General features: G+C 75.4%; 27 protein-coding genes, 1 tRNA gene and 1 pseudogene. 14 read left to right on the top strand and 15 right to left on the bottom strand.

Features of this window, described 5'->3' with window-relative positions; all coding sequences use genetic code 11:
* Positions 1-5: 5 nt before the first annotated feature.
* Positions 6-932 carry a DNA-3-methyladenine glycosylase family protein gene (locus A3CO_RS33325; RefSeq protein ID WP_157647722.1) on the bottom strand — a complete coding sequence of 309 codons (927 nt, stop codon included), beginning with the start codon at positions 930-932 and terminating at the stop codon, positions 6-8.
* Positions 933-996: 64 nt separating this feature from the next.
* On the opposite strand from A3CO_RS33325, the gene A3CO_RS0119830 reads away from it, so the two are divergent.
* The 3 genes from A3CO_RS0119830 to A3CO_RS0119820 all read left to right on the top strand — a co-directional run bounded on the left by A3CO_RS0119830 (position 997) and on the right by A3CO_RS0119820 (position 3,351).
* The gene (locus tag A3CO_RS0119830; RefSeq protein WP_018333991.1) at positions 997-1,941 is read left to right on the top strand and encodes a helix-turn-helix transcriptional regulator; all 945 of its coding nucleotides are present in this window, start codon (positions 997-999) and stop codon (positions 1,939-1,941) included.
* 51 nt (positions 1,942-1,992) lie between these two features.
* Positions 1,993-2,562 (top strand): hypothetical protein, encoded by a 570-nt coding sequence (locus tag A3CO_RS0119825; protein ID WP_018333990.1) that lies wholly within the window; start codon positions 1,993-1,995, stop codon positions 2,560-2,562.
* A gap of 102 nt (positions 2,563-2,664) precedes the next feature.
* Positions 2,665-3,351 (top strand): response regulator transcription factor, encoded by a 687-nt coding sequence (locus A3CO_RS0119820; protein ID WP_018333989.1) that lies wholly within the window; start codon positions 2,665-2,667, stop codon positions 3,349-3,351.
* Between the two features lie 4 nt (positions 3,352-3,355).
* Here the strand turns inward: A3CO_RS0119820 and A3CO_RS0119815 are convergent, their stop codons facing one another.
* Positions 3,356-4,246: a heparin lyase I family protein gene (locus A3CO_RS0119815; protein WP_018333988.1), complete on the bottom strand. Its 891-nt coding sequence runs from the start codon at positions 4,244-4,246 to the stop codon at positions 3,356-3,358.
* A 277-nt stretch (positions 4,247-4,523) separates the two neighbouring features.
* Here A3CO_RS0119815 and A3CO_RS38290 point away from each other — a divergent pair, with 277 nt between their 5' ends.
* Positions 4,524-4,673: a hypothetical protein gene (locus tag A3CO_RS38290; protein ID WP_018333987.1), complete on the top strand. Its 150-nt coding sequence runs from the start codon at positions 4,524-4,526 to the stop codon at positions 4,671-4,673.
* 2 nt (positions 4,674-4,675) lie between these two features.
* Here the strand turns inward: A3CO_RS38290 and A3CO_RS0119805 are convergent, their stop codons facing one another.
* Positions 4,676-6,121, bottom strand: coding sequence for a HAMP domain-containing sensor histidine kinase (locus A3CO_RS0119805; protein ID WP_018333986.1), 1,446 nt, complete (start codon positions 6,119-6,121; stop codon positions 4,676-4,678).
* 87 nt (positions 6,122-6,208) lie between these two features.
* Here A3CO_RS0119805 and A3CO_RS33320 point away from each other — a divergent pair, with 87 nt between their 5' ends.
* Positions 6,209-7,615, top strand: coding sequence for a S1C family serine protease (locus tag A3CO_RS33320; RefSeq protein ID WP_018333985.1), 1,407 nt, complete (start codon positions 6,209-6,211; stop codon positions 7,613-7,615).
* Positions 7,616-7,672: 57 nt separating this feature from the next.
* On the opposite strand, the gene A3CO_RS33315 is transcribed toward A3CO_RS33320, so the two are convergent.
* The 3 genes from A3CO_RS33315 to A3CO_RS33310 are packed head-to-tail and all read right to left on the bottom strand — an operon-like array spanning position 7,673 to position 9,938.
* Positions 7,673-8,407, bottom strand: a complete 735-nt coding sequence (locus A3CO_RS33315) for a class I SAM-dependent methyltransferase (RefSeq protein ID WP_018333984.1) — start codon at positions 8,405-8,407, stop codon at positions 7,673-7,675.
* Positions 8,408-8,424: 17 nt separating this feature from the next.
* Positions 8,425-9,219, bottom strand: a complete 795-nt coding sequence (locus A3CO_RS0119790; RefSeq protein ID WP_084682084.1) for a TIGR04282 family arsenosugar biosynthesis glycosyltransferase — start codon at positions 9,217-9,219, stop codon at positions 8,425-8,427.
* Positions 9,220-9,245: 26 nt separating this feature from the next.
* On the bottom strand, positions 9,246-9,938 hold the full coding sequence (locus A3CO_RS33310) for a glycosyltransferase family 2 protein (protein WP_033414712.1): 693 nt from the start codon (positions 9,936-9,938) through the stop codon (positions 9,246-9,248).
* 160 nt (positions 9,939-10,098) lie between these two features.
* Here A3CO_RS33310 and A3CO_RS0119780 point away from each other — a divergent pair, with 160 nt between their 5' ends.
* Entirely contained in the window at positions 10,099-11,550 is a 1,452-nt protein-coding gene (locus tag A3CO_RS0119780; protein WP_084682113.1) for a hypothetical protein, read from the top strand.
* A gap of 98 nt (positions 11,551-11,648) precedes the next feature.
* On the opposite strand, the gene A3CO_RS0119775 is transcribed toward A3CO_RS0119780, so the two are convergent.
* On the bottom strand, positions 11,649-12,719 hold the full coding sequence (locus tag A3CO_RS0119775) for an NAD-dependent epimerase/dehydratase family protein (protein WP_026204797.1): 1,071 nt from the start codon (positions 12,717-12,719) through the stop codon (positions 11,649-11,651).
* A gap of 46 nt (positions 12,720-12,765) precedes the next feature.
* Here A3CO_RS0119775 and A3CO_RS33305 point away from each other — a divergent pair, with 46 nt between their 5' ends.
* Positions 12,766-13,302 (top strand): MogA/MoaB family molybdenum cofactor biosynthesis protein, encoded by a 537-nt coding sequence (locus A3CO_RS33305; protein WP_018333979.1) that lies wholly within the window; start codon positions 12,766-12,768, stop codon positions 13,300-13,302.
* A gap of 264 nt (positions 13,303-13,566) precedes the next feature.
* Here the strand turns inward: A3CO_RS33305 and A3CO_RS0119765 are convergent, their stop codons facing one another.
* The gene (locus tag A3CO_RS0119765) at positions 13,567-14,208 is read right to left on the bottom strand and encodes an SAF domain-containing protein (RefSeq protein WP_026204796.1); all 642 of its coding nucleotides are present in this window, start codon (positions 14,206-14,208) and stop codon (positions 13,567-13,569) included.
* 141 nt (positions 14,209-14,349) lie between these two features.
* Here A3CO_RS0119765 and A3CO_RS33300 point away from each other — a divergent pair, with 141 nt between their 5' ends.
* The gene (locus tag A3CO_RS33300) at positions 14,350-15,246 is read left to right on the top strand and encodes a DMT family transporter (RefSeq protein WP_157647721.1); all 897 of its coding nucleotides are present in this window, start codon (positions 14,350-14,352) and stop codon (positions 15,244-15,246) included.
* 126 nt (positions 15,247-15,372) lie between these two features.
* On the top strand, positions 15,373-15,663 hold the full coding sequence (locus A3CO_RS40240) for a hypothetical protein (protein WP_018333976.1): 291 nt from the start codon (positions 15,373-15,375) through the stop codon (positions 15,661-15,663).
* Positions 15,664-15,725: 62 nt separating this feature from the next.
* Here A3CO_RS40240 and A3CO_RS40235 read toward each other — a convergent pair.
* The 3 genes and pseudogenes from A3CO_RS40235 to A3CO_RS0119740 all read right to left on the bottom strand — a co-directional run.
* Positions 15,726-15,833, bottom strand: a pseudogene (locus tag A3CO_RS40235) (FmdB family zinc ribbon protein); the annotation flags it as partial.
* A gap of 63 nt (positions 15,834-15,896) precedes the next feature.
* A complete protein-coding gene (locus A3CO_RS0119745) occupies positions 15,897-16,496 on the bottom strand; it encodes a 5-formyltetrahydrofolate cyclo-ligase (RefSeq protein WP_018333974.1) in 600 nt (199 codons plus the stop codon).
* Between the two features lie 7 nt (positions 16,497-16,503).
* Positions 16,504-17,859 carry a UTP--glucose-1-phosphate uridylyltransferase gene (locus A3CO_RS0119740; protein WP_018333973.1) on the bottom strand — a complete coding sequence of 452 codons (1,356 nt, stop codon included), beginning with the start codon at positions 17,857-17,859 and terminating at the stop codon, positions 16,504-16,506.
* A gap of 130 nt (positions 17,860-17,989) precedes the next feature.
* Between A3CO_RS0119740 and glp the strand changes: the two genes are divergently transcribed.
* The 4 genes from glp to A3CO_RS0119720 all read left to right on the top strand — a co-directional run bounded on the left by glp (position 17,990) and on the right by A3CO_RS0119720 (position 21,430).
* Positions 17,990-19,231, top strand: a complete 1,242-nt coding sequence (gene glp, locus A3CO_RS0119735) for a molybdotransferase-like divisome protein Glp (RefSeq protein ID WP_051086016.1) — start codon at positions 17,990-17,992, stop codon at positions 19,229-19,231.
* 15 nt (positions 19,232-19,246) lie between these two features.
* Positions 19,247-19,921: a GNAT family N-acetyltransferase gene (locus tag A3CO_RS0119730; protein ID WP_051086015.1), complete on the top strand. Its 675-nt coding sequence runs from the start codon at positions 19,247-19,249 to the stop codon at positions 19,919-19,921.
* Positions 19,922-20,193: 272 nt separating this feature from the next.
* A complete protein-coding gene (gene sepX / locus A3CO_RS33290) occupies positions 20,194-21,165 on the top strand; it encodes a divisome protein SepX/GlpR (protein WP_157647720.1) in 972 nt (323 codons plus the stop codon).
* Between the two features lie 189 nt (positions 21,166-21,354).
* A tRNA-Ala gene (locus A3CO_RS0119720) sits at positions 21,355-21,430 on the top strand.
* A gap of 74 nt (positions 21,431-21,504) precedes the next feature.
* On the opposite strand, the gene A3CO_RS0119715 is transcribed toward A3CO_RS0119720, so the two are convergent.
* Complete coding sequence (locus A3CO_RS0119715; RefSeq protein ID WP_018333969.1) at positions 21,505-22,068, bottom strand: TetR/AcrR family transcriptional regulator; 564 nt, start codon at positions 22,066-22,068, stop codon at positions 21,505-21,507.
* Between the two features lie 4 nt (positions 22,069-22,072).
* Positions 22,073-22,999 (bottom strand): alpha/beta hydrolase family protein, encoded by a 927-nt coding sequence (locus A3CO_RS0119710; protein WP_026204793.1) that lies wholly within the window; start codon positions 22,997-22,999, stop codon positions 22,073-22,075.
* Positions 23,000-23,081: 82 nt separating this feature from the next.
* Here A3CO_RS0119710 and A3CO_RS33285 point away from each other — a divergent pair, with 82 nt between their 5' ends.
* Positions 23,082-23,765, top strand: coding sequence for a VOC family protein (locus tag A3CO_RS33285; protein WP_018333967.1), 684 nt, complete (start codon positions 23,082-23,084; stop codon positions 23,763-23,765).
* Here the strand turns inward: A3CO_RS33285 and A3CO_RS0119700 are convergent.
* On the bottom strand, positions 23,755-24,465 hold the full coding sequence (locus tag A3CO_RS0119700; RefSeq protein WP_018333966.1) for a ZIP family metal transporter: 711 nt from the start codon (positions 24,463-24,465) through the stop codon (positions 23,755-23,757). The two genes, A3CO_RS33285 and A3CO_RS0119700, sit on opposite strands and share 11 nt — an antisense overlap.
* Before the next feature lie 4 nt (positions 24,466-24,469).
* Positions 24,470-26,065, bottom strand: a complete 1,596-nt coding sequence (locus tag A3CO_RS0119695) for a dolichyl-phosphate-mannose--protein mannosyltransferase (RefSeq protein ID WP_018333965.1) — start codon at positions 26,063-26,065, stop codon at positions 24,470-24,472.
* Between the last annotated feature and the right edge of the window lie 46 nt (positions 26,066-26,111).

The following is a 26,111-nucleotide window of genomic DNA, read 5'->3' as shown; positions in this document are numbered from 1 at the left end:
CTCCTTCAGGCGTTCGTGATGCGGAGCAGGAACGCGATCCACATGCGGTACGGGGCGAGGGGTGCGGTGGCGGCGGCGAGGACGGCCGGGTCGGCGTAGTCGGCCGGGTCGCGGCCGTGCAGCCGCGCGAGGGCGGCGGTGGCGAGCGGCTCGTCCGGCCACTCGTCGACCACGCCGCAGGCGCGCAGCCAGACGCCCGAGGACCAGAACTCGCCGATCCCGCGGACGCGTCGCAGGGCGGCCCGGGCGCCGACGGGACCGAGGGCGCGGAGCCGGTCGACGTCGAGGTCGCCGTCGAGGGCCGCCCGCGCGACGCCGTGCAGCCGACGCACCTTCTCGTCGGCCAGCCCGGGGATCCCCTCGAGCCCGAGCAGCGTCGTCGGGGTGGGGAAGCAGTCGACGCCGGCGAGGCGGGTGCCGTGCTCGGCGGCGAGACGTCGGGTCAGGGTGGCCGCGCGGGCCTTCCCGATGCGCGGCGAGATCACGGCCCACGCGGCCGCCTCGTAGACCGACGGGAACAGGACCGGGCGCCGGCCCGGGTGGGCGGCGAGGACGGTCCCGACGGCGGGATCGCGCTCGGCCACGTCGGACAGTCCGGCGCCGGAGTGGTCCAGCGAGAGGATGCGGCCGGCCTGGGCGAGAGCGCGCTCCGGGGAGCCGGTGCCCGTCGTCGTGACGGTGACCGGGCCGTCGGGGCGTTCCTGGGTGGCCGTGATCGCGAGCGGTGCGAGGTCGTCGTCCGCGATCGCGCCGAGGACGAGGGGCCCGTCGTCGTGCCCGTACCGCGCGACCGGCGCCCAGCGCATCACCGAGGAGCGGCTGGCGCCGAGCGAGAACGGGCCGTCGGGCCGGACGAGGTGTGTCGACGATGTGGCGTTCCTGCCGCTGGATGACAGCAACGACGCTCCGCTGCCGCAAGGAGTGAGAGTCATGAGCAGCACGATGCGCCGCGATACCGGACACGTGCTGTCGTGATTCTGCAAGAATCTCCGCACCATGCGCTCGGACCGGCTGCTCGCGACCCTCCTGCTCCTGCAGGCCCACGGGCGGCTGTCCGCGCCGGAGATCGCGCGGCGGCTCGAGGTGTCCACACGGACCGTGGCGCGCGACGTCGAGGCGCTCTCGGCGGCGGGCGTGCCGGTGTACGCCGAGCGGGGGCGGCACGGCGGGGTGGTGCTCATGCCCGGGTTCCGCACCGACGTCTCCGGGCTCACCGACACCGAGATGCGGGCCCTGCTGGCGCTCACCGACCAGGCGGGCGACCTGGGCCGCGAGCTCGCGTCGGCGGTCCGCAAGTTGCTCGCGGCGGTGCCCGAGGCGCGGCGCACCGACATCGCGCGCGCCCGTCGCACCGTGATCATGGAGTCGCACGGCTGGCGGCGTCCGACGGCCGATACGCCGGCGCTGACCGTCCTGGAGCGTGCCGTCGCGGCCGACGAGCGCGTGCGGCTGCGCTACCGCTCAGCCTCGTCGGGGACGACGGGCACCTCGACGGTCGACCCCTACGGGCTCGTCAGCAAGGCCGGCGTCTGGTACCTCGTCGCCGCGCGGCGGGGCGTGCCGCGGATGTTCCGGGTGGACCGGGTCGAGGCGGCCGAGACCACCGGTGCCCCGGCCCGCCGACCCGACGACCGGGACCTCGACACGGTGTGGAGCGAGCTGCGGGACCGGCTCGAGACCGCATCCGACCCCGTCGTCGTGCAGGTGGCGGTGGACCCCGCGTGGCGCGAGCGCCTGCTGCGCGTGGTGGCCCCGCAGCTCGTCGAGCCGCCCCGGACCGACGACGCCGGGCTCGAGCTGGTCTTCCGGGCCGTCGGCGCCGCGGTCGGCGCGCTGCTCGGGTTCGGCGGCGCGGTCGAGGTGCTCGGCCCCGCCGAGGTCCGCGCGGCGATGGCGGACCGGGCCGCGGAGGTCGTGGCGATCTATGGTCCGGCCCGCTGAACCGATCTCGCCCCTGCCGGGAGCCCGCCGCGCTGGTTAGGGTTCCGCACCATGACGACGGTGCTGGTGACCGGTGGTGGCGAGCGGCTCGAGCAGGTGGCGGCCGCGGTGAAGGCGGCGGGCGCCGAGGCCGTCGTGGTGGACGACCCGGGTCGTCTCGGCGAGGTCGTGACCGGGCGGACGTTCGACGGGTACGTCCAGCTGCCGGTGGCGATGACGCCGACCGAGGGCAGCGTCGTCGCGAAGGTCGAGCAGTTCCTCACCCAGGGCATGCTCTCCCGCTTCCGCGCGGCCGCGACCGTGCTGCCGACCCTGGCGCCGGGCGCGGACGTCCTGCTCGTCGGCGGGCAGACCAACGTCGACGTCGACGCCCCCGACGACGCCGACGCCCGCGCCGCGATGCTGCGCGTGCTCGCCCACGCGCTGCGCGCCGAGCGGGCACCGGAGCGCCTGACCGTGCGGGTGGCGAACTCGTCGTGGACCGCCGAGCAGATCGCCGCCAAGGTCACCGGGACCGGCCCGAAGGGCCCGACGGAGCAGACCGCCGACGACGCCGCCATCGGCCAGGCGTACGCGGACTGGCGCGCCGAGGTCGTGGGGCTGGCGCGGGTGGAGTTCTAGGTGCTGCGCAGGTGAGCACTCAGTGGGGTCATAGGCCCACTGAGTGCTCACCTGGCGGAGCCACCTCAGGCCCCTCTCAGGACTCCTGGCCATAGTGGAGCCATGCGGATCCTCGTCGTCGACGACGACCGGGCCGTGCGCGACTCGCTGCGCCGGTCCCTGGCGTTCAACGGCTACCAGGTCGAGCTGGCCCACGACGGCCAGCAGGCGCTCGACACCATCGCGCACGCACGCCCCGATGCGCTCGTGCTCGACGTGATGATGCCGCGCCTGGACGGTCTCGAGGTGTGCCGGCGGCTGCGCAGCGCGGGGGACGACCTGCCGGTGCTGGTCCTCACCGCCCGGGAGGCGGTGTCCGACCGCGTGGCCGGGCTCGATGCCGGGGCCGACGACTACCTCGCCAAGCCCTTCGCGCTCGAGGAGCTCCTCGCGCGGCTGCGGGCCCTGCTGCGGCGCACCAACCCGGAGGACCGCGACGACACGCCCGACCCGCTGACCTTCGGCGACCTGTCGCTCGACCCCGTGACGCGCGACGTGACGCGTGGCGAGCGGCCGATCACGCTCACCCGCACCGAGTTCAGCCTGCTCGAGCTGCTCATCGCCAACCCGCGGCGCGTGCTCACCCGCAGCCGCATCCTCGAGGAGGTGTGGGGCTACGACTTCCCGACGACGGGCAACGCCCTCGAGGTCTACATCGGCTACCTGCGCCGCAAGACCGAGTCCGACGGCGAGCCGCGGCTGATCCACACCGTGCGGGGCGTGGGGTACGTGCTGCGCGCCGACGCCTGACGCGTCAACGGCCCGGCGTGATGCCCGCGACGTTGATGGCGTCCGCGCTGGGCCCGGCGACGAGCCGCGTCGTCGTCATCGAGGAGCCCTGCGTGATCGACGGGTCGCGGTAGAGGCCGAGCTTGAGGTAGTCCCCGCCGTCGAGCAGGGTGCCGCGCGGCGGGTGGTAGCCGAGCAGTGCCGGCCGTCCGTCGCGCCAGACGTCGACGACCGCGTCGGACGACGAGCGCGAGAAGTGCACGTGCAGCACGACGTCGAGGGTGTCGTCCGGGCGGAGCGCCCCGAGGTCCTGCTGGTCGGTGCCGACGTTGGCCAGCCGCAGCCGACCGCGTCCGGCCTCCAGTGCGATCGGCGGCGACCCGGTGTTGGCCCGCTGGTGCCACTGCAGGACGAGCTGCCAGGTGCCGGTGTCGGTCGGCAGCCCCTGCAGCCGGCTGACGTCGTGCACCCAGAGGTCGTCGCCCTGGTGGTACTCGGGCAGCTGCGGCAGGACCTCGGCGCGCTTCGCGCCGCCCGGGATCGTGAAGCGCATGCCGGGCCCGTCGACCACCCGCGGGAGCGGGGAACCGTCGACGAGACCGGAGCCGCCGGAGTCGTCGAAGTGGGCGGCGAAGTCGCCGACGGCGCTGTCGAACACCCCGTCGCCGGTCGCGGGACGCGCCGCCAGGGCACGCCCGGCGGCGAGCGGGTCGACCCGCGCGCTCGTCGTGGCGGGGACGTCGCCCGTGGCGAGCGCCGGCGGGGGCGGGGCGGGCGCTGCCGCGGGCTGGCCACCGGACAGCGCGACCGGGATCGCGACCGCGGCGCCCGCGAGGACGGCGGCGAGGACGAGCCGGGTGCGGGACGGCCGGGGCGGCTCCGGTGTCCGGGTGTGCCGCGGCAGGATCGAGGTCATCGGTCCCTCCCGCGTCCGGTCGCCGTCCCGTCCACGTCTTCCCAACGACGGGCCCCGCGACACGGATGCGACCGAACCGGTGACCGATCGGCCGATCGGGCCGCCCGGAACGACCGTCCGTACCCCGACCGGGCGCCGTCGTCCGGATCGGCCGGGGCAGTGCTGGGCCGGACGAGCGGACCGGTGCACAGGACACTCATGCGAACGTCGCCTGGAGTCGCTCATGGACCCGCGAGATCCTCGAGGGGTGGATGACCCGGTGGCACGGTGGGTGGCAGTGACGGGACTCGACGACGCCCGGCGCGCCGCCGCGTGGCTGGCGGCGGTGACGGTCGACTCGCTCGACCTCGCCGGGCAGGGCGTGGTGGCCTGCGTGGCCGTGCTGCTCGGGTCCCGACGACGGGTCGGGGCGGCTCGCGCGGCCTGACGTCAGGCCCGGGGCAGCCACAGCCGCAGCAGCGCGCCGCCCGACGGTGCCTCCTCGGCGGAGACGGCGCCGTGGTGGCGGGTCGCGGTCTGGGCGACGATCGAGAGCCCGAGTCCCGAGCCCGGCATGGTGCGGGCGTCGGCGGAGCGGAAGAAGCGGTCGAACACGAGCTCCCGCTCCTCGGGGGCGATCCCGGGCCCCTCGTCGGCGATCTCGAGGACGGCGGTCCCGGGCCGCTCGGGCGCGACGCCCTCCCGCAGCACCACGGTCACGGTGGCGTCCGGCGGGCTCCACTTCGCGGCGTTGTCGAGCAGGTTGAGCACCGCCCGCTCCAGCGCGCTGGCGTCGCCGACGATCTCCAGCGGCGCGAGTTCCGCCGCGAACGTGACGCCGGGAGCCCGCGGCCGGGCCCGGTCCAGGGCCCGTTCCACCACCTCGGAGAGGTCGAGGTGCTCGGCGGCGACCTCGGGCGGGTCGTCGCGGGCGAGTTCCACCACGTCCCCGACGAGCGTGGCGAGCTCGTCGATCTGGGCGCGGAGATCGGCGGTGAGCTCGGCGCGGTCCTCCGGGGAGAGGCGCGGCGCGTCGGGACGGCCGGACGCGGCGCCCTGCTCGGCCGCGACCAGCAGCTCCAGGTTGGTGCGCAGCGAGGTGAGCGGGGTACGCAGCTCGTGCCCGGCGTCGGCGACGAGGCGTCGCTGGCGGTCGATCGACGACGCCAGGGCGGCGAGCATGGCGTTGAAGCTGCGGGTGAGCCGGGCGATCTCGTCGCCGCCGGTGACGGTGATCGGCTGCAGGTCGCCGGTCCGCGCCACCCGCTCGGTCGCCGAGATCAGCCGCTCCACCGGCCGCAGGCCGGCCCGTGCGATCGCGACCCCGGTCAGCGCCGCGAGCACGACCCCGATCCCGCCCACGACGACGAGCACGATCGCCAGCCGGGAGAGCGTCCGGCGCGTGGGCTCCAGCTCCTGGGCGAGGACCAGCGCGATGCCGCGGCCGGCCTGCACCGCGACCACCCGGTACGGCGCCCCGTCGACGACGCCGGTCCGCGGTGGCTCCGGGGTCCCGGCGGCCACCGCGTACTCCGGGGGACCGATCGGCGGGACGCTGCCCTGGATCGACAGGGCGCGCCCGTCCGCGAGCACGATGGCGACCCGGTAGTCGCCGGCCGCCAACGCGTCGGGGGAGACGACGCGGTAGAGCATGGACGGGTCGGCGAGGTCGCTCGACGCCGCCGCGGTGGCCCGCTCGACCAGGCTCTCGTCGAGCTGGTCGTACAGCGCCCGATAGGCGGTGAAGAACACCGCGACCGCGATGAGCGCCACCAGCAGTCCGGCGCCGATCGACACGAGGATCGCCACGCGCCGCCGCAGCGGGATCTCCAGCAGCACGTGCCAGCCCGACGGCGGGCCGGGCCGCTCGGCGTCGTCGTCCGGACGGGTCGTCATCACCTCCGATCATCCCCGATCGGTCGTGCCGGGACCGTGACCTCCCCACCCGGCTCGGGCGCCGTCGATGAGGAAGGCTGGGGAGCCATGAGCGAGACCCCGCGTCACGACGGCGAGCCGGAGCGCGCGGGGAGCGGCGGGGCCGCGGAGCCGGGGGTCGGACTGGACCCGGACACCGTCGAGCGACCGGGGCTCGGGTCGGGGTACGGCGTGCGCTGGTCCGACGGACCGGTGCCGGGCGGCTCGTGGTCGGGCACGCCCTCCGGCGGCCCCGGCGCGGAGCGGGCCGATCTCGGCTGGGGCCGGCCCGCCCCCTCGTCGGGCATGACCGCGACCCCGCCCGGCGGCTTCCCCGCCGATCCGGGGGCGGGCTGGAGCACGCCCGGCCCGGGCCGCCCGGAGCCCGTTCCCGACGCCGGGCGTGGGGGCGTCGGGCGCCGCGGGCTCGTCCTCGTCGCGCTGGTGGCGCTCCTAGCGGGCCTCGTCGGCGGGGCGATCGCCGGTTCCCTGGCCTCCTCGTCGTCGGTCTCGCAGTCCTCGCTCGACGCGTCGGGCGGCTCCGACCCGCTGCCGCCGGCGCCGGCCGGGTCGGTGGAGGCCATCGCGTCGACCGTGCTGCCGAGCACGGTGCAGATCGTGGGGTCGTCGGGAGCGGGCTCCGGGGTGATCATCTCCGCCGACGGCCTGATCATGACGAACAACCACGTGCTCGCGGCCGGGCGCAGCGGCGGCCTGCAGGCACTGTTCGCGGACGGCTCGGCCGCGCCGGTCAGCCTGGTCGGCACGGCGCCCGCGGCCGACATCGCCGTGGTCCGCGCGACGGGCGTGGCGAACCTGCGCCCGGCCACGCTCGGGGACTCGAACGAGCTGCGGCAGGGACAGGCCGTCGTCGCCGTGGGCGCGCCGCTCGGGCTCTCCGGCACGGTGACCTCCGGCATCGTCTCCGCGCTGCGCCGCCCCGTGGCCGCCGGGGGCTCGACCGCCGACCAGAGCAGCGTCATCGACGCCATCCAGACCGACGCGGCGATCAACCCCGGCAACTCCGGCGGCCCGCTCGCGGACTCCGCGGGACGCATCGTCGGGATCAACACCGCGATCGCGAGCGTCACCGGCGGGGGCGCGGGGCAGGAGGGGGGGTCGATCGGGCTCGGCTTCGCCATCCCGATGAACCACGCGCGCCGCATCGCCACCGAGCTGGTCGAGACCGGCCGGGCCACCCAGGCGATCATCGGTGTGCAGGTGGCCGACCGTGGGGCCCGCGGCGCGACGGTGGCGTCGGTGACCCCGGGCTCGCCCGCCTCCGCGGCGGGCCTGCAGCCGGACGACCTGGTCACCCGGGTCGACGACCGTCCCATCGAGGACGCCAACGCCCTCGTGGCGGCGGTGCAGTCGAGCCCGCCCGGCCAGGTGGTCACGCTGACCGTCGTGTCCGTGGGCGCCGCACCGCGGCCGGTCGCGGTGACCCTCGGCAGCCAGGTGATCGGCGGGCGGTAGACCGCGGGCCCGGTCCGGCGGGCCCCGGTCCACCGGGTCCGGTCCGGTTGCCCCGGGCTAGCGGGCGAGGACGGCGAACGCCCGACCGTCGGACCGGGCGGTGCCGGCCGGGTCGGGCAGCGCGGACTCCGACCAGGAGCGCTCGACGACCCGCAGCCCGGCGGCCTCGGCGACCTCGTCGACCGCCTCGGAGCCGAGCACGGCCCACGGGAACCACGTGCGCGGGGCGTCCGCGTCCACCTCGTGGTCCTCGCGCACCAGGTGTGCCGCGCCCTGCCAGAGACCCGTGCCGGGCTCGACCTCGAGCAGGACGGTGCCGGACTCGGTCAGCAGCTGGTCGCAGCGCCGCAGCAGTGCCACGGGGTCGCCCCCGATGCCGATGTTGCCGTCGGCGAGAACCACGTGCTGCCAGCGGCCCTCGCCGGGGAGCCGCTCGAACGCGTCGCGGTGCAGCACGGCCGCGCCACGCTGCAGGCAGCGCTGCACGGCCTGGACCGAGACGTCCACGCCGAGGGCCGGGACCCCGCGGTCGGCGAGGGCGACGACGAGCCGGCCGGGCCCGCAACCGAGGTCGAGGGTCGCGCCCGAGCAGCGTTCGAGGAGCCAGTCGTCGAGCTCGTCCGCGTCGTCCTGCCAACGCTGGACCGCGAGCGGCAGCACCACGCCGTCGGTGCGCACGAGGCGGTGCTCGAACCCGGCGAGCGCGGCGTCGAACACCGTCCCGCCGAACGTGTCCGTGTCGGAACCCGACCGCTCCCGCGCGGCGTCCACGACGGCGAACGGCTCGGTCATGGGGCTAGACACCGATGTCACGGGCGGGCACCTCCGGACACAGCTGGGGTGGGGCGGGGGTGCAGGGCGGCGCCGGGTTCGGCCGTCCCGTCACCGTCGCCGAGGATGTCCGCGACCGCCCGGGCGAACCGGCCGGCGGGCGCGAGGGCGGCCACGGCGACGGCATCGTCGGCCGTGTCCACGTCGGACAGCGTCGCCAGCTCGGCCACGGCGTCGTCGCCGAGGGCGTCGCGGAGTGCGGCGAGCGTCCGGGGACCGGTGTCGTCACGGGAGGTCGGGATGGCGGAGATGATCGCCGCCCGGCGCGGGTCGCGCAGCGCGAGGACCCACCAGCCGCCGTCGTGGGCGATACCTAACCCGGCCGCCCGACCGTTCTCGACGGTGCGCAGCGCGTCGTCGAGCCGCGTCGCGTCGAGCTGCGGGGTGTCCATGCCGACCTGGACGGTCGCCGCACCCGGGAACAGGTCGGCGGCGTCGGCGTGCACGGCCTCGATGCGCTCGCCGAGCCCGTCGCCCCGCTGCCGGACGACGGTGTGCGACGCCAGGAGGGCCGCGATCTCGTCGCCGCGCTCGGCGTCGGCGAGGTCACCCTCGAGGGCGACGAGCACGTGTGCACCCGGGACGGCCGCGGCCGCGTCGAGGGTGTCGAGGAGGGCGGCGGCCGCGATCCGTGCCGCGCCCCGGGGGGTCGCGGGTGGGGTGAGGCGGGTCTTCGCGCGGCCGGCGACCGGTGCCTTCGCGAGCACCAGCACCACCCGGCCGACGGAACCGTCCCCCGTCGCTCCGCCCGGCCCTGCTTGGTCGTCCTGCATGATCGACGCGTTCGCAGCCGGCGTCCTCATCGGTTCACCCGGATCGAAGCGCCGTGCGCGCGGGTCCGGGCGAGGGCCTTCGTCATGTCGCGTACCGCCCGTGCCGTACCGCGCACCGAGCCGGACACCTTCGAGCGGCCGCCGGCCCGCGGCCGGTAGGCGACGTCCACCTCGCGGATCGTCCAGCCCGCCGCACCCGCCCGGATGAGCAGCTCGAGGGGGTAGCCGAAGGCGCGGTCGGTGATGCCGAGGTCGAGCAGCGCCTGGCGGCGGGCCACCCGCACCGGGGCGATGTCGCGCACCCCGACGCCCTGCACCCGCATCAGCCCGGAGAGCACGTGGTTGCTCACGCGGGCGTGCCAGGGCCAGACGCCGCGGGCCGCCGGGACGCGGCGCCCGACGACGATGTCGGCGTCGGTGTCGAGCAGCAGCCGGACCATGGCGGGGAGCTCAGCCGGGTCGAGGGACCCGTCGGCGTCGATGGTCGCGACGACCTCGGTGCGGCTGGCCTCGAGTCCGGCGTGGACGGCCGCCCCGTAGCCCTTGCGCTCCTCGTGCACGACGAGCGCGCCGCGGCCGGCGGCGAGCTCCGGGGTCCCGTCGGTGGAGCCGTTGTCGGCCACGACGGCGTCGAACCCCTCGGGGAGGGCGTCCAGCACCGCGGGCAGCGCCTCGACCTCGTTGAGACAGGGGAGCACCACATCGACACGACTGCTCACCCTGGTCACGCTATGAGGTCGGCTCCTGACGTGCGCAACCGGGTTGCCATCGCGCGTCCGCCGTGAAGCGGAGGTAAAGCTGCGCCGATCGGAGCACCTTTCCCCGCCGCCCGGGCCCTGCTCACTGCCTCCTGACGTCGGGTTCGTACCCTCCGTGGCGATGAGCACGGTGCTCGGGCCGACGCGCCCGCAGGACGACGAGGTCCCCAGGACGGCCGAACGGCGGGGCCCCCGCCTGCGCGGCGACCTGATCGCTGCCGCGCTCGGGTGCGCGCTCGTGGCGGTGGCCGCCCTCTACGGGTGGGCCGCCATCCACCGCGGGGTGAAGATCCTCGTCGGGTGGCCGCCGGTCCTCGCCGAGTGGCTGCCGCACTTCCACCGCGGCGGGATCGCGGCGATCGTCATCGCGGTCCTGGTCGTCGTCGCCGGCCCCACCATCGCCGCGCGCCTGCGCTGGGGGCCCCTGCTCCTGCTGACCTACCTCGCCGCGGCCGCCTGGACGTTCAGCCTCGCCCTGATCGACGGCTACCAGGTCGGGATCGTCAGCCGGCTGGCCACGCCCACCGAGTACCTCGTCGAGGTCGGGCGCTACCCGGGCCTGCGACCGTTCCTCACGACGTTCGCCGGCCGCATCGTCGGGATGACCCCCGACACCCTGGTCACCCACTCCTCGGGCCACCCACCGCTCGCGACGCTGGTCTACGTCTGGATCGCGGAGTACTGGAAGCCGGGTGGCGAGGCGGCCTCGCTGGTCACGCTGTTCGTCGGCGCCTCCGCCGCGGTGGCGGTCGCGGTCACGATCGGCGCGCTCGGCGGCATCCGGTGGGGCTCGCTGCGCCCCGGGTCGGTCGAGCTCCCGCTGTCGGCCGACGCGATGGAGACCGGCCGGTCCCTCGCCCGCCGGTACATCCCCTTCGGCGTGCTCTTCCCCGGCGCGGTGTGGGTCGGGGTCTCGGCGGACGGCATGTTCGCGGCGGTCTTCGCGTGGGCGGTGGCGTTCTTCGCGCTCGGGGCCGTGCGCCGCGGCGTGCTCGGCTCGGCGCTCTGCCTGCTCGGCGGGCTCGCCTTCGGTGCCAGCCTCTTCCTGTCCTACGGGCTGGCCGCGTTCGGGTTGGCGCCCGTCGCGGTCGCCGTGCTCGTGCGCCGGTGGTGGCCGCTGGTCGTCGCGGCCGTCGGGGTCGTCGTGGTCGTCGTGCTGTTCCACCTCGGCGGGTTCTTCTGGTTCGACGGCTACACCCAGGTGAAGATCCGGTACTACCAGCCCGGCGAGTTCGGCCTCATGCGCCCGTTCCGCTACTGGGTCTGGGCCAACTTCGCCGCGTTCGCGCTGGCGATCGGGCCCGCCGTGGTGGTCGGCCTGCGCCGCCTCGCCTGGTGGCCGCGGCAGGTGCCCGCGGCCATGGTCCTGCTCGTCGGCGCGGCCGTCCTCGCGGTCGCCGCGGCCGACCTCTCCGGGCTGTCCAAGTCCGAGGTCGAGCGCATCTGGCTGCCGTTCGGGACGTGGATGGTGCTCGCCTGCGCCCTGCTGCCGCCCCGCTCGGCGCGGTGGTGGCTCGCGGCGCAGGCCGTCCTGGCGCTGCTGGTCAACAGCCTGCTGCTCACGACCTGGTAGGTCGCGTGGCCGGGCCGCGATGCACGAACGGGCCGTTCGTACGTTCCAGGCGTACGAACGGCCCGTTCGTGCGGTGCGAAACCGGTCCCGACCCGCCGTCAGGAACGGATGGCGGCGCGCAGCGGGTCGGTGGCGAAGCGGGTGATGCCCTCGGCGAACCCGACCCGGGCGCGGAAGCCGAGCAGTTCCGCGGCACGGGCGGGGTCGGCGGTGACGTGGCGGACGTCGCCGGGCCGGGCGCCGCCGACGATCTGCGGGGCCGGGCCGGACATGGCCTCGGCGAGCTGGTTCGCCAGGTCGGCGATCGTGCGGACCTCGCCGGAACAGACGTTCAGCGGCGTGCAGGTGCCGGCCGGTGTGGTGTCCTCGGCGGCCTCGAGCGCGGCGACGTTGACGCCGGCGACGTCGCTGACGTGCACGAAGTCGCGTCGCTGCCGGCCGTCCTCCATGACCCGCGGTGCCTCGCCGCGCTCCAGGGACGAGCGGAAGATCGAGGCGACGCCGGCGTACGGCGTGTTCTGCGGCATCCGGGGCCCGTAGACGTTGTGGTACCGCATCGCGTACACCCGGCCGCCCGTCGCGCGGGCCCACGCGACGGCGAGGTGCTCCTGGGCGAGCTTGGTCGCCGCGTAGGTGGACCGCGGCTCGAGGGCGGCGTCCTCGGGGATGAGCTCGCCCTGCAGGTCGCGCCCGCAGACAGGGCAGGGCAGGTCGTAGCGCCCGGCGTCGACGTCGGCCTGGGTCCGCGCGGGCGGCGGCTGCACGCCGTGCTCCGGGCACGAGTAGCGGCCCTCGCCGTAGACCACCATCGAGCTCGCCATCACGAGCCTGCGGTGGCCCGAGCGGTACATCGCAGCGAGCAGGACCGCGGTCGCGACGTCGTTGTTCTCGGCGAACGCCGGGGCGTCGTTGGGGTCGACGCCGTGGCCGACCATGGCGGCCTGGTGACAGACCGCGTCGACGTCGGGCAGGAGGCGGTCGAGCAGCTCGGCGTCACGGACGTCGCCGTGCACGAGCTCGTAGCGGTCGAGCCACTCCGGGGCCTTGCCGTCGGCGTGGGCCTGGGGGAGCAGGGCGTCGAGGAGGACGGGCGTGTGGCCACGTTCGGCGAGCTGGTCGGCGATCGCGGAGCCGATGAAACCGGCACCGCCGGTCAGGAGGACGCGCACGGCGGTCACGGTAGGCGTTCGGGGCGGGCCGACTAGGGTCTGGGGTATGGAACTCCCGCGGGGCACGACGTCGATCGAGAACCTGGGCGGCAGCGACGACCTGCTCGGTCGGGCGCTCGTCGTGATCGTGGACGACCGCGTCTCCACGGGTGAACTGACCGACACCACCGGCCCGCTGGTCACCGAGCTGCTCGGCGAGGCCGGCCTCGTGGTCGACGGGACGATCGTGGTGCCCGGCGACTCGGTGGCGATCCGCAACGCGTTGAACACCGCGGTGATCGGTGGCGTGGACGTCGTCATCACCGTCGGCGGCACCGGGGTGTCCCCGCGCGCCGTGACGGCCGACGCCACGGCGGGCGTGCTCGACCGCCCCATCCCCGGGATCGCCGAGGCCATCCGCGCGTCCGGGCTCGCCGCGGGCGCCGTCGACGCCGGCCTCTCCCGCGGGCTGGTCGGCGTGTCCGGCTCGACGCTCGTGGTGAACCTCGCGTCCTCCCGCGCCGCGGTGCGCGACGGCATGGCGACGCTGACGCCGCTGATCGCCCACGTCATCGCCGAGCTCTCGGGCCTGGAGGAGAACTGAGCGAGCCCGACCGCGCCGAGGCGGCCCGGCGCCGGGCCCGCGAGGCGCTGTTCGGGGACGCCTCGCCGGCGAGCGCCGACGAGCGGGACGACGCCGACCGCGGCCGCGACGACGACACCCGCAGCTTCTACGAGCGCGAGCGTCCGCCCCACCACGACCGGGAGCGTTGAGCTTCGACCGCGAGGGTGGCGTGGGGCAGGCGCGGGCCAGTGGCGACCTGCGTGGTGTCACGCTCGCGGCCATCGGGGCCCGCGGACGTCGCGCTCACCGGAGTGTCAGCGTGACCTCCTGACCGGTGGTGGCCGCGGCCACCCGGGCGGCCAGCGGGCCGGGCAGGGCGACCACGACGACGGGGCTGCTGGTCCGGTCCTCGCCGGCCAGCACCGTGAGGACGCGGGCGCCGGGCGCCAGGATCGCGCCGCCCTGCCCGCCGGCCCGCGCACCGCCCACCACGTCGACGAGCGCCCCCGGCCGCACCAGGGCCGCCAGCGCCGGGTCGGCCAGCCGCAGCGGCACCCCGGCGGCGTCGGGCGTCCCCGCCGAGGCGCGCGCGGCGTCGGGGCCCACGAGCCGCACGTCGGTGAGCACCTCCCCGGCGCGGACCCCGCCGACGAGGTGTCCGCCCACGGCCGCCGGCGCCGCCGTGAGGGCCCCGACCGGCACCGTGTCCGGCGGACGGGAGTCGACCACCACGTCGGCGGCGGTCAGCGCCGCGCCCGGCACCAGGTCGCGCGCCGCGACGACGACGGGCGCGCCCGCCACCTCCGGCGACGCGGCCCCCACCGCGCCGATCACCACGGCCAGCGCCGCCAGCAGACCGGCGGCCAGCCGACGCAGCAGCACGGCGCGGCGCCACCCGACCGGCGGTCGCAGGCCGGCCCCGATCCGTCGTCCGGAAACCCTCACGAAAGCGACGATAGGGCCCGCACCACACCCACCGGGCGTGGCGATGACCGGCTGTGGACAATGGGGTCGGAGGGCGCCGGTTGTGGATGACCGGGTTCAGCCCGATCCGCTGGACACGTGAGGGGCTGCACCCGAATGGCCGTGGTGCTCGTCCTCCTGGCCTGCCTGGGGAACGCCCTCGCGCTCACACTGCAGCGCAAGGCGGCCCAGGACAGTGCCCGGCAGCGTGGACGGTCGGCGGGTTCCTTCCGGGACATGGTGCGCCGGCCGCCGTGGCTGTTCGGCATCGTGATCTTCGGCGGCGCCGTCATCTGTCAGGTGCTCGCGCTGCGGCTCGGCTCGATCTCGCTGGTGCAGCCGGTGCTCGTGATGGAGCTGCCGTTCACCCTGCTCGTCGGCTGGTGGATCCTCGGGGGCGCGCTGCGGCCCTACGAGTGGACGGCCGTCGGGCTGATGAGCGTCGGCCTGGTCGTCCTGCTCGCCTCCTTGCGGCCGCACGGCGGTGACGCTCTGGCCGCGGGGAACCTGCGCTGGGTCCTCGGCACGATCGTCACGCTGCTGGCGCTCGGGGTGTGCGTGTGGATCGCGGAGACCTCGCGGGCCGTGGGCAAGGCGGCGTTCTTCGGCATCGCGGCCGGCATCGGCTCGGGGTTCGTCGCCGTGATCATCAAGGCGATGGCGGACGCGCTCGCGGTCGGCGGGCTCGGCGAGGTGCTGACCACCTGGCAGAGCTTCCTGCTGATCCCCGTCGGCCCGGTCGCGTTCTGGACGCTGCAGAGCGGGCTGCGCGCCGGCCGGCTGCTCGCGAGCCAGCCCGGCCTGACCCTCGGCAACCCGATCCTGGCGTTCCTCTGGGGCACGGGCCTGCTCGGCGAACAGGTGGCCGGGGGCTGGTGGGTGCTCGGCGGCGTCGCGGGCGCACTGGTGCTCACCGTCGGTGTGTTCCTGCTCGCGCGCTCGCCGGTGCTGGCGGCCCAGGAAGGAACGCCGACCGCCTCACGGACCACGAAGGCCACGGGCAGTCGCCGCGTGCTCTGAGCCGTTCGCTCCGTCCGGGTGAGACTCGCGACCGAAACCTGTTCCGAGGCAACTCGCGTCGGGCGGGGACGTCTCTCGTTGTGCAGAGCACGGAGCCACCGACCGCTGGGGAGCGGGTCGAGCGCCGTGTGGGTCCGGGTCGCCGGCTCGGGGTCGTCGACCCGGACCTCGCTCTCGCGTCAGGCGCTCTTCGTCGCCGGCGACGACGAGCTGCTGCTCGACGACGAGCCGTTCGACGAGGACGAGCCCGAGGACCCGGACGTGCTCGACGAGCCGGACGAGGACGACGATCCCGAGTCGGACGAGCCCGAGGACGACGACGAGCCGGAGGACTCCGAGCCCGACGAGCTCGAGGAGGACTCGGACGACGACGCCGAGGTGCTCGACGAGGCGCCCGACCGGCTGTCGTTCCGGTAGAAACCGCTGCCCTTGAACACGATGCCGACCGACGAGAACACCTTGCGCAGCCGTCCGCCGCACACGGGGCACTCGGTCAGCGAGGGGTCGGTGAACGCCTGGACCTGCTCGAAGCGGTGATCGCACTGGGTGCAGGCATAGGGGTAGGTGGGCACGTGCGCTCCTGTCATCCCGGAGGGTCGCGGGGAGTGTAACTGGCACTCACCCGACGGGAGTGCCAACAACGCCACACCTCAGGCTGTTCCGATCAGCCCCGCCGTCGGGCGCCACACGGCGTGGACGCGGACGTCGTGCGGCTCGACCGGCAACTCGGGCAGCAGTTCGTCGTCGCCGACCACCGCCACGATCACGGTGGAGCCCGAGGTCAGCGGCAGCGACCGGTCGTAGTGGCCGCCCCCGCGTCCGAGGCGCACCCCGTCGGGCGTCGCGGCGAGGGCGGGCACCAGCACGACCCCGGCGGCCGCGATCGCCGTCGGCCCCTCCCGACGTCGGGACGGTTCGAGCAGCCCGTGCGGGCCGGGGACCAGGTCGCCGCGGTCGCGGAAGCCCGCCCAGTCGAGCGGGGAGCTGCCGGTGACCACCGGGAGCAGCACCCGGCGCCCGATCGCCACCGCGGCGTCCAGCATCGGGAGCGCCCCGTTCGGAGTCGCGCCGGGCTCCGAGCGCACCGGCACGTACAGGCACAGCGGGCGGGCCGGGTCGGCCCCGAGGGAGTCGAGGACGCCCGGCAGCGACGCGGCGAGGTTGGCCGCGTCCTGCCACCGCGCGGCCTCCGACCGTTCCCGACGACGCGCGAGCAGCTGCGCCCGCAACTCGGTCTTCGAGGCAGTCACGCCGCGCTCACTCCACCGTCCCGGACACCTCCGCCGGGCCCTCGACGACGACGGACCCGCGCACCGTCGTCGGCCCGGTGAACGTCACGTCGCCGCGGACCTCCAGGCGCTCGGCGCCGATCAGCGAGGGCGCGCCGGCGGGGAAGCGGGCCTCGAAGTCGCGCAGCATCCCGAAGTGGGCCTTGTCCAGCGAGACCACCGGCGGCTGCGTGTCGAAGTGCGGGACCATCGTCCCGTCCTCGCGGAGCTCCCAGAGGTCGGACCGGGCGACGAGCAGGTCGTCGGTCGTCTTCACCGGCGCGAAGCGGGTCCGCGGCACCTCCATGGCCCCCGCCCCGGCGATCGAGGACACCGCCGCGCCCATCGCCGTCTCCAGCTGCACGACCTTGGTCGAGCTCTTGTCCGTGGGGTCGACGGTCTTGCGGTTGACGATCAGCGGGAGGTCCGGTGCGGCGGGGTCGGCCTCCTGCAGGGCGGTGATCGCCTGCAGGTCGAACCAGATGTTGTTGGTGTTGAAGTAGTGCCAGCGCGTGAGGTCGCCGAAGGAGGGGTCGCCCTCGGGCACCTGGGCCGACTCCCGCAGCACCAGCTGGTCGCCCCGCATCGCGAGGTGCCCGCCCTTGCGGTCGGACTCCGTGCCGCGCACCACCTCGAGCAGGAACGGCACCTCGTGCTCGGCGAGCCACGCCGCGATCCGCGCGTCGGGCCGCGCGCCGAGGTTGTCGGCGTTGGACACGAAGCACCACCGCACGCCGGCCTCGAGCAGCGCGGCCGCGATCCCGCTGGCGGCCAGCGCCGTGTAGATGTCGCCGTGCCCCGGCGGGCACCACTCCAGCTCCGGGTTCGCGGGCCACTCCACCGGGTCGCCCGTCGAGGCGTCGAGCTTCGGCTCGATGCCCTGCAGGAAGTCCAGCGGCAGGCCCTGGTCGGCCAGGCCCTCGTGCGCGGCCAGCCGTTCCAGCGACGGCGGACGCGTGGTGGGCGAGTCCATCAGCAGCAGCGGCAGCCGGGCCCCCGTCGACGCGCGGAGCGCCAGGGTCTGGCGGGCGATGACGTCGAGGAAGCTCTGCCCGGGCTTGATCTCCAGCGTCGACTTCGGCCCGTCCAGCCCCATGGAGGTGCCCAGGCCGCCGTTGAGCTTCACCACGGCGAGCCGGTCGAACACCGAGCGCGTGGTCGCCGCGTCGGGCTCGGGGAGGTCGGCCAGGCGCGGCAGCGGGGCGACGGGGGAGAGCTGGTCGCCCGGGACCTTGCCCGCGTCGGGGTCGGCCAGCTGCGCGAGCCGCCGCCGGAACGCCGCGACCTCCATCGGGTGCGCCCCGGCCTTCTCCAACTTCTCGACGGCGGGGTGCTCGCTGGTCATGCGCTCTCCGGTACTCGAGGTGGGTGGCGTGCGGTGGGGGTCCGAGCGGTGGCGCCGAGGCTAGCGAAGGGGTCGGACACCCGCCTTGAGGGCGCGTCGTTACGCTGCTGCGCCCCTCCTCCGGGGCACCATGGGACCCGTGAGGACCGTGGAAGCCCAGATGCGACGGGTGCTCGACGCCGCGGTGCGCCCGGCCCCGATCCGGGTCGCGATCTCGGAGGCGCAGGGGCTGCTCTGCGCGGAGGAGGTCGTGGCCGACCGCGCGCTGCCGGGATTCGACCAGGCGGCCGTCGACGGCTTCGCGGTGCGGGCGGTCGACGTGCGCTCCGCCGACGTCGAGCCCGTCGAGCTGCCCGTGGTGGGGGAGGTCGCGGCCGGCTCGCGGCAGGCACACCGGCTCAGCCCGAAGCAGGCGGTGCGCGTCGCCACCGGTGCCCCGCTGCCGACGCTGGCCGACGCCGTCGCCCCGCACGACCACACCGACGACGCCGGGCCCTCCAGCCGCGCCCGCGTCACGGTCAAGCACCCGGTCGCGAGCGCCGAGTTCGTGCGCCGCACCGGCGAGGACGTCGCACCCGGCGACGTGGCCGTACGCCGCGGCGTCGTCGTCGGGCCCGCGCAGGTCGGGCTGCTGGCCGCGGTGGGCCGCACGAAGGTCCTCGTGCACCCCCGTCCCCGGGTGTCGGTCATCGCCGTCGGCGACGAGCTCGTCGACGTCGACCGCACGCCCGCGGCCGGTCAGGTCGTCGACGTGAACTCCTACGCGCTCGCGGCGGCCGCGCGGGACGCGGGCGCCGAGGTGACGCGGGTCGGCATCGTGGGCGCCGACGCGGCCACGGTGCGCGAGGCGGTCGAGGCACGCCTCGGGCTCGCCGAGGTCGTGCTGGTCGCGGGCGCGGTGGGCGGTGCCCACGGCGAGGCGGTCGCGGCCGAGCTCGGCGAGCTCGGCCCGGTGGACACGAGCCGGGTCGCGATGCACCCGGGTAGCGTCCAGGGCTTCGGGCGGCTCGGCGACGACGAGATCCCGACCTTCCTGCTCCCCGCCAACCCGACGTCGGCGCTGGTGGTCTTCGAGATCCTGGTCCGGCCGCTGATCCGGCTCGCCCTCGGGCGCCCGGAGCTGCACCGGCGCGAGGTGACGGCCCGGCTGCTCTCCCCGGTGGCCTCCCGCCCCGGGCGGCGCAGCTACGTCCGCGGCCGCCTGCTGCGCGACCGCAGCAGCGGCGAGTACCTGGCCCAGCCCCTGGGGACGGCGGGTTCGCACCTGCTCTCGTCGCTGGCCGAGGCCAACGCCCTCATCGTGCTCGACGAGGAGACGACCGAGGCCGGGCTCGACACCCCGGTCCGGGTCGCGTTCCTGTCACCCCGCTAGCGCACACTGCACTCCATGGGCGGTGCGCCGATCTGGGGAGGGACGCGTCCCACCGGTCGGCACCCCGGGTGGCCGGACCGGTTGCGGACGCTGCGGGTGCCCGCCGGGGTGGTCACGTTGCGCCCGGTGCGGTTCCGCGACGGCCGGGAGTGGTCCCGGCTGCGGCTGCGCGACGAGGACTACCTGACGCCCTGGGAGCCGATGCCGCCCGGACGCTGGGCCGACCACAACGCCCTCGTCGAGTGGCCGGGCCGCTGGGGCACGCTGCGCGCCATGGGGCGGGCGGGGACGGCGCTGCCCTACGCGCTGACCGTCGACGGCCGCTTCGCCGGCCAGGTGGTCGTCGGCAACATCGTCCGGGAACCGCTGCTCTCGGCCTACGTCGGCTACTGGGTCTCCGCGGAGCACGCCGGCAAGGGCGCGACGACCGCCGCCGTCGCCCTCGCGGTCGACCACTGCTTCTCCCGCGTCGGGCTGCACCGCGTCGAGGCGACGGTGCGCCCGGAGAACGCCGCGAGCCTCCGGGTGCTCGCCAAGCTCGGTTTCCGCGAGGAGGGGCTGCTCAAGCGCTACCTCGAGGTCGACGGCGACTGGCGCGACCACGTGGTGCTCGCGGTGACGGCCGAGGACGTGCTCCCGGACGGTCTCGTGTCCCGGTTGCTGCGCGCCGGCCGGGCCGAACGCGCCTGACCAGCGGTCCTGACGCCGGGTCACGGGCCGTCGACGGCCGGTCACGACCCTCGACCGGCGCTGGACCACCCACACGGCCCAGTCGCTTCAGGGTTTGACCAGCCCATCGAGTGGTCACCGGCCCGTGGACCCCGTCGGACGCCTCCCTCACTGGAGGGTGATGGTCACGGTTCGCACACGACACGCCGTCGCGGGTCCGGGGCGGATGGGGCCCGTGTGACTAGCGTGGCGAGCGGCTGGAGAACGAGCCACGGGTCGGGGAGGTGGGACGGGTGCCGAGTTCCTTGGTCTTCGCCGCGCTGGTGGTCGCGTGGCTCGCGGTGCTCGTCCCGGTGGTCGCCCGACGTCGCCAGATGGTGCCGCGACCCGCCGACGCCGATCTGAGCGCCCGGGTGCTGGCCCGGCCGGAGCGGCCCTCGGGCGGCGCGGCCACGAGCGTTGCGACGGGGCAGGAGGAGGTCACGATGACGAGCACGACGGACGAGGTCCGCGAGGAGGACGTCCTCGAGGCGGCGGAGGCCGCGCCCGAGGGACGCGTCCTCGACCGCGCCCGGCGCGGCCAGGACCTCCCGGAGGACGTCGACGATCTCGACGACCTCGACGGGTACGAGGGCCACGACGGCTACGAGGACGACGGGTACGACGACGAGCCCGCCCCCCGGCCCCGCGCCTACCGGCCGGGCCGCGGCGGGTTCGACGCCGAGGCGGCCGCCGAGGCGGCCCACGCCCGCTACGCGTTCCGGCAGCGGGTGGCGATCGGGCTGATCGCGGTCGCGGTGCTCTCGGTGCTCGCGGCCCTCGTCGTGTCATCGGCGCTGTGGTGGCTGTTCGCGGTCACCGTCGTCGGTCTCGGCGGCTACCTCGTGTTCCTGCGGCGGCAGACGCGCATCGAGGACGAGGTCCGCCGTCGTCGGGCCGCCCGGCTCTCCGGCGAGCGCCGTGCCCTCGAGGCGCGTCGCGAGCGCCAGGCCGAGCACGAGGAGCGCATCGCCGGCACCGAGCGGTGGGGCCGCTACGAGTCCGGGGAGCACGAGGTCCCCGAGCTCCCCGAGGCCCGTCGCGGCGACGACGGGTGGGACGACGGGCGGGACGACGAGGAGGTCCCCGAGCCCCGCTGGATCGCGCCCCGCACGCCGGCCCCCGACGTGCCCGCGGGCACCGAGCTCGTCGGCGACACCGACGACGACCCCGCCTTCTGCGAACTCGACGACCACCGCGTCCCGGCCTACCGCCGCGGCGCCTGACCGCCCCCGGACCCCGTCCGGACCTCGCTCGGATCCCGGCCCGCGGCCCTGCCGCCGCCGAGCGCGTCCACCGACCGTCGCTCTCCCCCGACGGCGGCCGGTGGACGCTCTCGGCGGAGGCAGGGCCGGCGTCGTGGGGCCACCCGCTGATCGCGGGCCGGGCGCCGTGGCGTAGAGTTCCCGCTCGTTGGGGCTGTGGCGCAGTTGGTAGCGCGACTCGTTCGCATCGAGTAGGTCAGGGGTTCGATTCCCCTCAGCTCCACCACCAGCAGCTCGGAGGCCCGGTTCCCGATGGGAGCCGGGCCTTCGTCGTGTCCGGTCCGGGCACGGGTCCGACGGTCAACGCCCGAGCGAGTCCAGGAACAGTGCCGCGGCCGCCTCGACGCGCTCACGGTCGTCGGTGGCGAGCAGGTCGAGCAGCAGCCCGCGCAGCGTGGCCACCACGACGGTGGCCCGGGCCGTGGCGGTCGCCGGGTCGACCCCGGGACCCTGGGCCTCGACGAGCACGGCGATCCAGTCGGCACCCACCGTGCGCAGGAAGCCGTCGAAGCTGCCGGGGGACTGGACGGCGTGCCCGTAGACGGCGAAGAAGAGCCGCAACGTCGGCCACCGCGCGGGATCGGCGCTCCAGGTCCAGAACGCGCGGGCCGCCGTCGCGAGGTCGGGATGCTGCTCGCCCGTCGCGCCCGACGACGCGACCAACCGCTCCCGGAGCCGGCCGAGGATGCTCTCGAGCAGCTGTTCCTTCGTGCCGAAATGGTGGACGAGGGTCGTCGTCGAGACCCCGAGGGCCGCCGCCACCGACCGGAACGAGAGGTCGGCGAAGACCTCCTCGGTCGCGTGGTCGACGGCGGCGTCGAGCAGCGCGGCCCGGCGTCGGTGATCGACGGGACGCCCGACCATCCGACTAGACCCGGCTCTCGAGCCGGACGACGGACGGGTCGAGGTCGGCGCGGGCCCGGGTCCACGCGTCGTCGCCGGGAACGAGCGCGCTGCGCAGGTAGGCCGACGTCGCCCTCGCCACGACGGCGACGCGGGCCGGGTCCTCGTCGGTGGTCTCGGCGGCCTCGTACCCGGCGATCCCGCCGAGGGAGTGCTCGCCGCCGAGCACGGTGAGCAGGTCGGTCGCACCCGGGGCGAGCCGGAATGGGTCGGTCATCCACGCGGGTCCGCGCACCGTCAGCGGACTGTGGTCGGCGTCCCCGGCGACGACGAGGGTCGGCGTGCGCAGCCCCTCGAAGGTCGGGTTCAGCCAGGGCATGCGCTCGATCATGCCGGGTGCGAGCGCGTCCCCGCCGCGCCCGGCGGTCGCGAGCAGGACACCGACCCGGACGCGCGCATCGGTGAGGTCGGCGCCCGGCACGCCGTCGGGACCGAGTACCCGTAGCCCGAGCAGGAGCCCGGCGGTCTGCCCGCCGAAGGAGTGCCCGGCGACGCCGACGCGAGTGGGGTCGACCCGTCCGGCGAGCCCGGGGACGGCGGCCGTGAGCGTCCCGAGGTCGTCGAGGACCCGCTGCAGGTCCTCGGCCCGGGTCCGCCACGGCAGGGCCGCCCGCGGGTCGTCCGGGGCGAGCCCCACGGTCCGCGAGTCGAGGTGCGTCGGCCGGACCACGACGAAGCCGTGGGCCGCCCAGGCGTCGACGAGCGGCCCGTACGCCCGCGACGACGAGCCGAAGCCGTGCGAGAACGCCACCACCGGCAGGTCCGTGCCCGTCACGGGCGCGGACACCCGGACCTCGAGATCGACTCCTCGGTCCGGCGCCGGCAGCGTCACGGGCCCGACGGACACGACGGGACGACCCGTTCCCTCGACCACGGCAGCTCCTCCTGACATTCATAGAACGTATGTGAGCCTAACGCTCGTACTAGAAAATCGCTCGCGTGCGGTGCGACGTGCTGCGCGTCACACTCGGGCCATGAGCGACGGGCTGCCGTGCTGGGCGGACCTCACGGCGGGCGCGGGGCCGGAGTTCTACGGCGCGGTGCTGGGCTGGACGTTCACCGAGGCGGGCGCGGCGGCCCACCACGAGGTGGTGGCGCTCCGGGACGGCCGTCGGGTCGCGGGGCTCGGCGGCCCGGAGGGCAGTCCACCGGGCTGGACGCTGTACGTCGCGGTCCCCGACGCGGCCGAGACCGCGGCGGCGATCGAGGAGTCGGGCGGGCAGGTCCTGCACGGGCCGGACGACGACGGGTCGGGCGGCCTCGTCGTCGTGGCGATCGACGCGGGTGGCGCGGCGTTCGGGGTGTGGGAGGCCGACGCGCACGCCGACCCGGTGACGTGGGCCGAGGCCGCGTCGGCCGAACCGGGTGCGACGAGGACCTTCTACGCGACGGTGTTCGGCTGGACCCACGCCCCGACCGACGAGCCGGGGACCACCACGCTGCACCTCGACGACGGCCCCGCCTTCGGCGCGGTGGCCTTCGCGGGGGACGCGCTCCCGCACTGGCTGGTGCACTTCGCGGTGGCCGACGTCGACGCGGCCGCCGCGGCGGCGCAGGACGCGGGAGGCCTCGTCGTCGGGAAGGTCGTCGGGAAGGAGGAACGGCGCGCCGTGCTCGAGGACCCGACGGGGGCGCGGTTCGCCGTGGTCAGCCGATGAGCTCGTCGAGCAGCAGGTAGATCAGGAAGCCGACGAAGAAACCGACCGAGCCGAGTGCGGTCTCGCCCTGCTCGTGGGCCTCGACCAGCAGTTCCTCGGTGGCGAGGTACATGAACGCCACCGCACCGAAGGCGAGCACACCCGCGAGGAGGGTGGGGGAGGCGGCGCCGAGCCAGAGCACGCCGACCGCGGTGCCCACCACCGTGAGCAGGGCGAGCGCGGTCGGGGCGACGGCGACGAGCGTGCGCGAGGCACCTCCGGACATTGCCGACGAGAGAGACAGCCCGACGAAGAGGTACTCGATCGCGAGCGCGATCGAGAGCAGCACGCCCGTCGTCGCGCCCGCCGCGAACCCGGCGCCGAGGACGATGCCGTCGACGGCGAAGTCGACCCCGGTCGCGACGGCGAGCCCCACCGGCAGGGCCGCCGCGGTCGGCCGGGACTCCAGCACCTTCCCCGCGGCACGGAAGCTGAACATCACCGCGATCCCCGCGGCGAACCCCGCGATCGCCACCCACGGCTCCTGGCGCAGGACGCCGGGGAGCAGTTCGATCGCGGCCGCGGCGAAGACCACGCCGGCCGCGAAGTGCTGGATGCCGCTCGTGACCCGGCGCCCGGGCGGGCGGATCGCCGCGATCAGGCCTGAGAGGGCCGCGGCGGCCACCGGGATCAGCGAGAAGAGAACCGCGCGGATCAGCACCGGCTCAACGCCACGAGGGAAGCCACAGCTCGGCGTTCCACCGGGCGGCGGTGATCGACGCGCCCACGAGGATCGGCCACAGCCACGCGAAGTTCGCGACGACGACCCCGAGGTAGAGCGCCACGACCATGCGCCCCGTGGACCGCCGTTCCGGCCCGGCCGTGCGGCGGCCGAGGATCTCGCCGAGCACGAGGGTGAGCGCCAGGATCAGGAAGGGGATCACGGGCGTCATGTAGAAGAAGTACATCTGGCGGTCGATGTCGGTGAACCACGGCAGGATGCCGGCGCCGTAGCCGACGAGCACGGCGGCGTAGCGCCAGTCGCGAGCGACGACCCAGCGCCACAGGCTCCACCCGAGCACGGGGAAGGCGAGCCACCAGATCGCCGGGGTGCCGATCGCCATGACCGAACCGACGCAGTCGTCGGACCCGCAGCCGGGGGCGCCCGCGCCGGACTCGTAGTAGTAGAGCATCGGGCGCAGCCCCATCGGCCACGTCCAGGGCTTGGACTCCCACGGGTGCGGGTTGCCGCGCGGGGTGTCGAGCGTCGCGTGGAACTGGAGGACCTTCGAGGAGAAGTAGGCCATCCCGCGGAACCAGTCGGGCAGCCACGTCGGCAGCATCGCGTAGAGCCCGACCGAGTCGCCCTTGGCGTCGGCGACGTGCCGGTCGGTGCCGGTCTCCGACGCGATCCAGGGCAGCCAGCTCGCGAGGTAGACCAGGACCGGGATCGCGAGAAACGCCCACACCAGGGGCAGCACGTCGCGGACCAGCGTGCCCACCCACGGCCGCGCCACCCCGGCGGCGCGGCGGGCGGCGACGTCGAAGCCGACGACGAGCGCGCCGAGGAACAGGACGTAGTACAGGCCCGACCACTTGCTGGCCAGCGCGAGCCCGATGCAGAGCCCGGCCACGAACCGCCACCAGCGGACGCCGAGCCGCGGGCCGAACGGCGTGTCGAGGATGCGGCCCTCCGCCACCACCGTCGCGAACCGGGCGCGGACGTCGTCGCGGTCGGCGAGGATGGCGGCGAACGCCCCGAGCACGAACACCGCGGGGTAGACGTCGATCATCCCCACGCGGCTCGACACCTGGCTGAGGCCGTCGCAGATCAGCAGGACACCGGCGACCGCGCCGAGCAGGGTCGAGCGCGTGAGCCGCCGCGCGATGCGGACGATCAGCAGGACGCACACCGTCCCCGCGAGCGCGCTGACCACGCGCCAGCCCACCGGGTCGTAGCCGAAGAGCCACTGCCCGACCGCCATCAGCTGCTTCGACAGCGGCGGGTGCACCACGAGCTCGTAGCCCGGGTTGTCCTCGTACCCGCCGTTGCGCAGCACCTGCCAGGTCTGCGGCACGTAGTGCTTCTCGTCGAACACCGGCGTGCCGTTGTCGCTCGGCCACCCCAGGTCCCAGAACCGGACGACCCCGCCGATCACGGTGACCAGCAGCGTGACCACCCAGCCGCGGAGGCGGTCGGTCGGCATCGGCCGCCCGATCAGGCTCTCCACCCCGCGCGGTCCCGGCGCGAGCACCCCACGCGGGTCGGCCTTCCCGACGACGGGGGTGGTCGGCTTCTCGAGCGTGCTGCCGGCCGTCACGGGAGCTGATCGTACGTCGCCCGCGACGGCGAGGGGGCGACGCGGC

This window comes from Actinomycetospora chiangmaiensis DSM 45062, from assembly GCF_000379625.1.
GTDB classification, from domain to species: Bacteria; Actinomycetota; Actinomycetes; order Mycobacteriales; family Pseudonocardiaceae; genus Actinomycetospora; species Actinomycetospora chiangmaiensis.
This window is presented reverse-complemented; position numbering and strand designations above follow the sequence as displayed.

Coding starts and splice junctions, on each gene's coding strand:
- A3CO_RS0119710 (WP_026204793.1), bottom strand. CDS start 22,999: ATGTCAGGAGGAGCTGCCGTGGTCGAGGGAACGGGTCGTCCCGTCGTG.
- A3CO_RS33285 (WP_018333967.1), top strand. CDS start 23,082: ATGAGCGACGGGCTGCCGTGCTGGGCGGACCTCACGGCGGGCGCGGGG.
- A3CO_RS33325 (WP_157647722.1), bottom strand. CDS start 932: ATGACTCTCACTCCTTGCGGCAGCGGAGCGTCGTTGCTGTCATCCAGC.
- A3CO_RS0119830 (WP_018333991.1), top strand. CDS start 997: ATGCGCTCGGACCGGCTGCTCGCGACCCTCCTGCTCCTGCAGGCCCAC.
- A3CO_RS33320 (WP_018333985.1), top strand. CDS start 6,209: ATGAGCGAGACCCCGCGTCACGACGGCGAGCCGGAGCGCGCGGGGAGC.
- A3CO_RS0119825 (WP_018333990.1), top strand. CDS start 1,993: ATGACGACGGTGCTGGTGACCGGTGGTGGCGAGCGGCTCGAGCAGGTG.
- A3CO_RS0119805 (WP_018333986.1), bottom strand. CDS start 6,121: ATGACGACCCGTCCGGACGACGACGCCGAGCGGCCCGGCCCGCCGTCG.
- A3CO_RS0119780 (WP_084682113.1), top strand. CDS start 10,099: ATGAGCACGGTGCTCGGGCCGACGCGCCCGCAGGACGACGAGGTCCCC.
- glp (WP_051086016.1), top strand. CDS start 17,990: ATGGGACCCGTGAGGACCGTGGAAGCCCAGATGCGACGGGTGCTCGAC.
- A3CO_RS0119790 (WP_084682084.1), bottom strand. CDS start 9,219: ATGCAGGACGACCAAGCAGGGCCGGGCGGAGCGACGGGGGACGGTTCC.
- A3CO_RS0119815 (WP_018333988.1), bottom strand. CDS start 4,246: ATGACCTCGATCCTGCCGCGGCACACCCGGACACCGGAGCCGCCCCGG.
- A3CO_RS0119740 (WP_018333973.1), bottom strand. CDS start 17,859: ATGACCAGCGAGCACCCCGCCGTCGAGAAGTTGGAGAAGGCCGGGGCG.
- A3CO_RS33315 (WP_018333984.1), bottom strand. CDS start 8,407: ATGACCGAGCCGTTCGCCGTCGTGGACGCCGCGCGGGAGCGGTCGGGT.
- A3CO_RS33305 (WP_018333979.1), top strand. CDS start 12,766: ATGGAACTCCCGCGGGGCACGACGTCGATCGAGAACCTGGGCGGCAGC.
- A3CO_RS0119730 (WP_051086015.1), top strand. CDS start 19,247: ATGGGCGGTGCGCCGATCTGGGGAGGGACGCGTCCCACCGGTCGGCAC.
- A3CO_RS0119715 (WP_018333969.1), bottom strand. CDS start 22,068: ATGGTCGGGCGTCCCGTCGATCACCGACGCCGGGCCGCGCTGCTCGAC.
- A3CO_RS0119820 (WP_018333989.1), top strand. CDS start 2,665: ATGCGGATCCTCGTCGTCGACGACGACCGGGCCGTGCGCGACTCGCTG.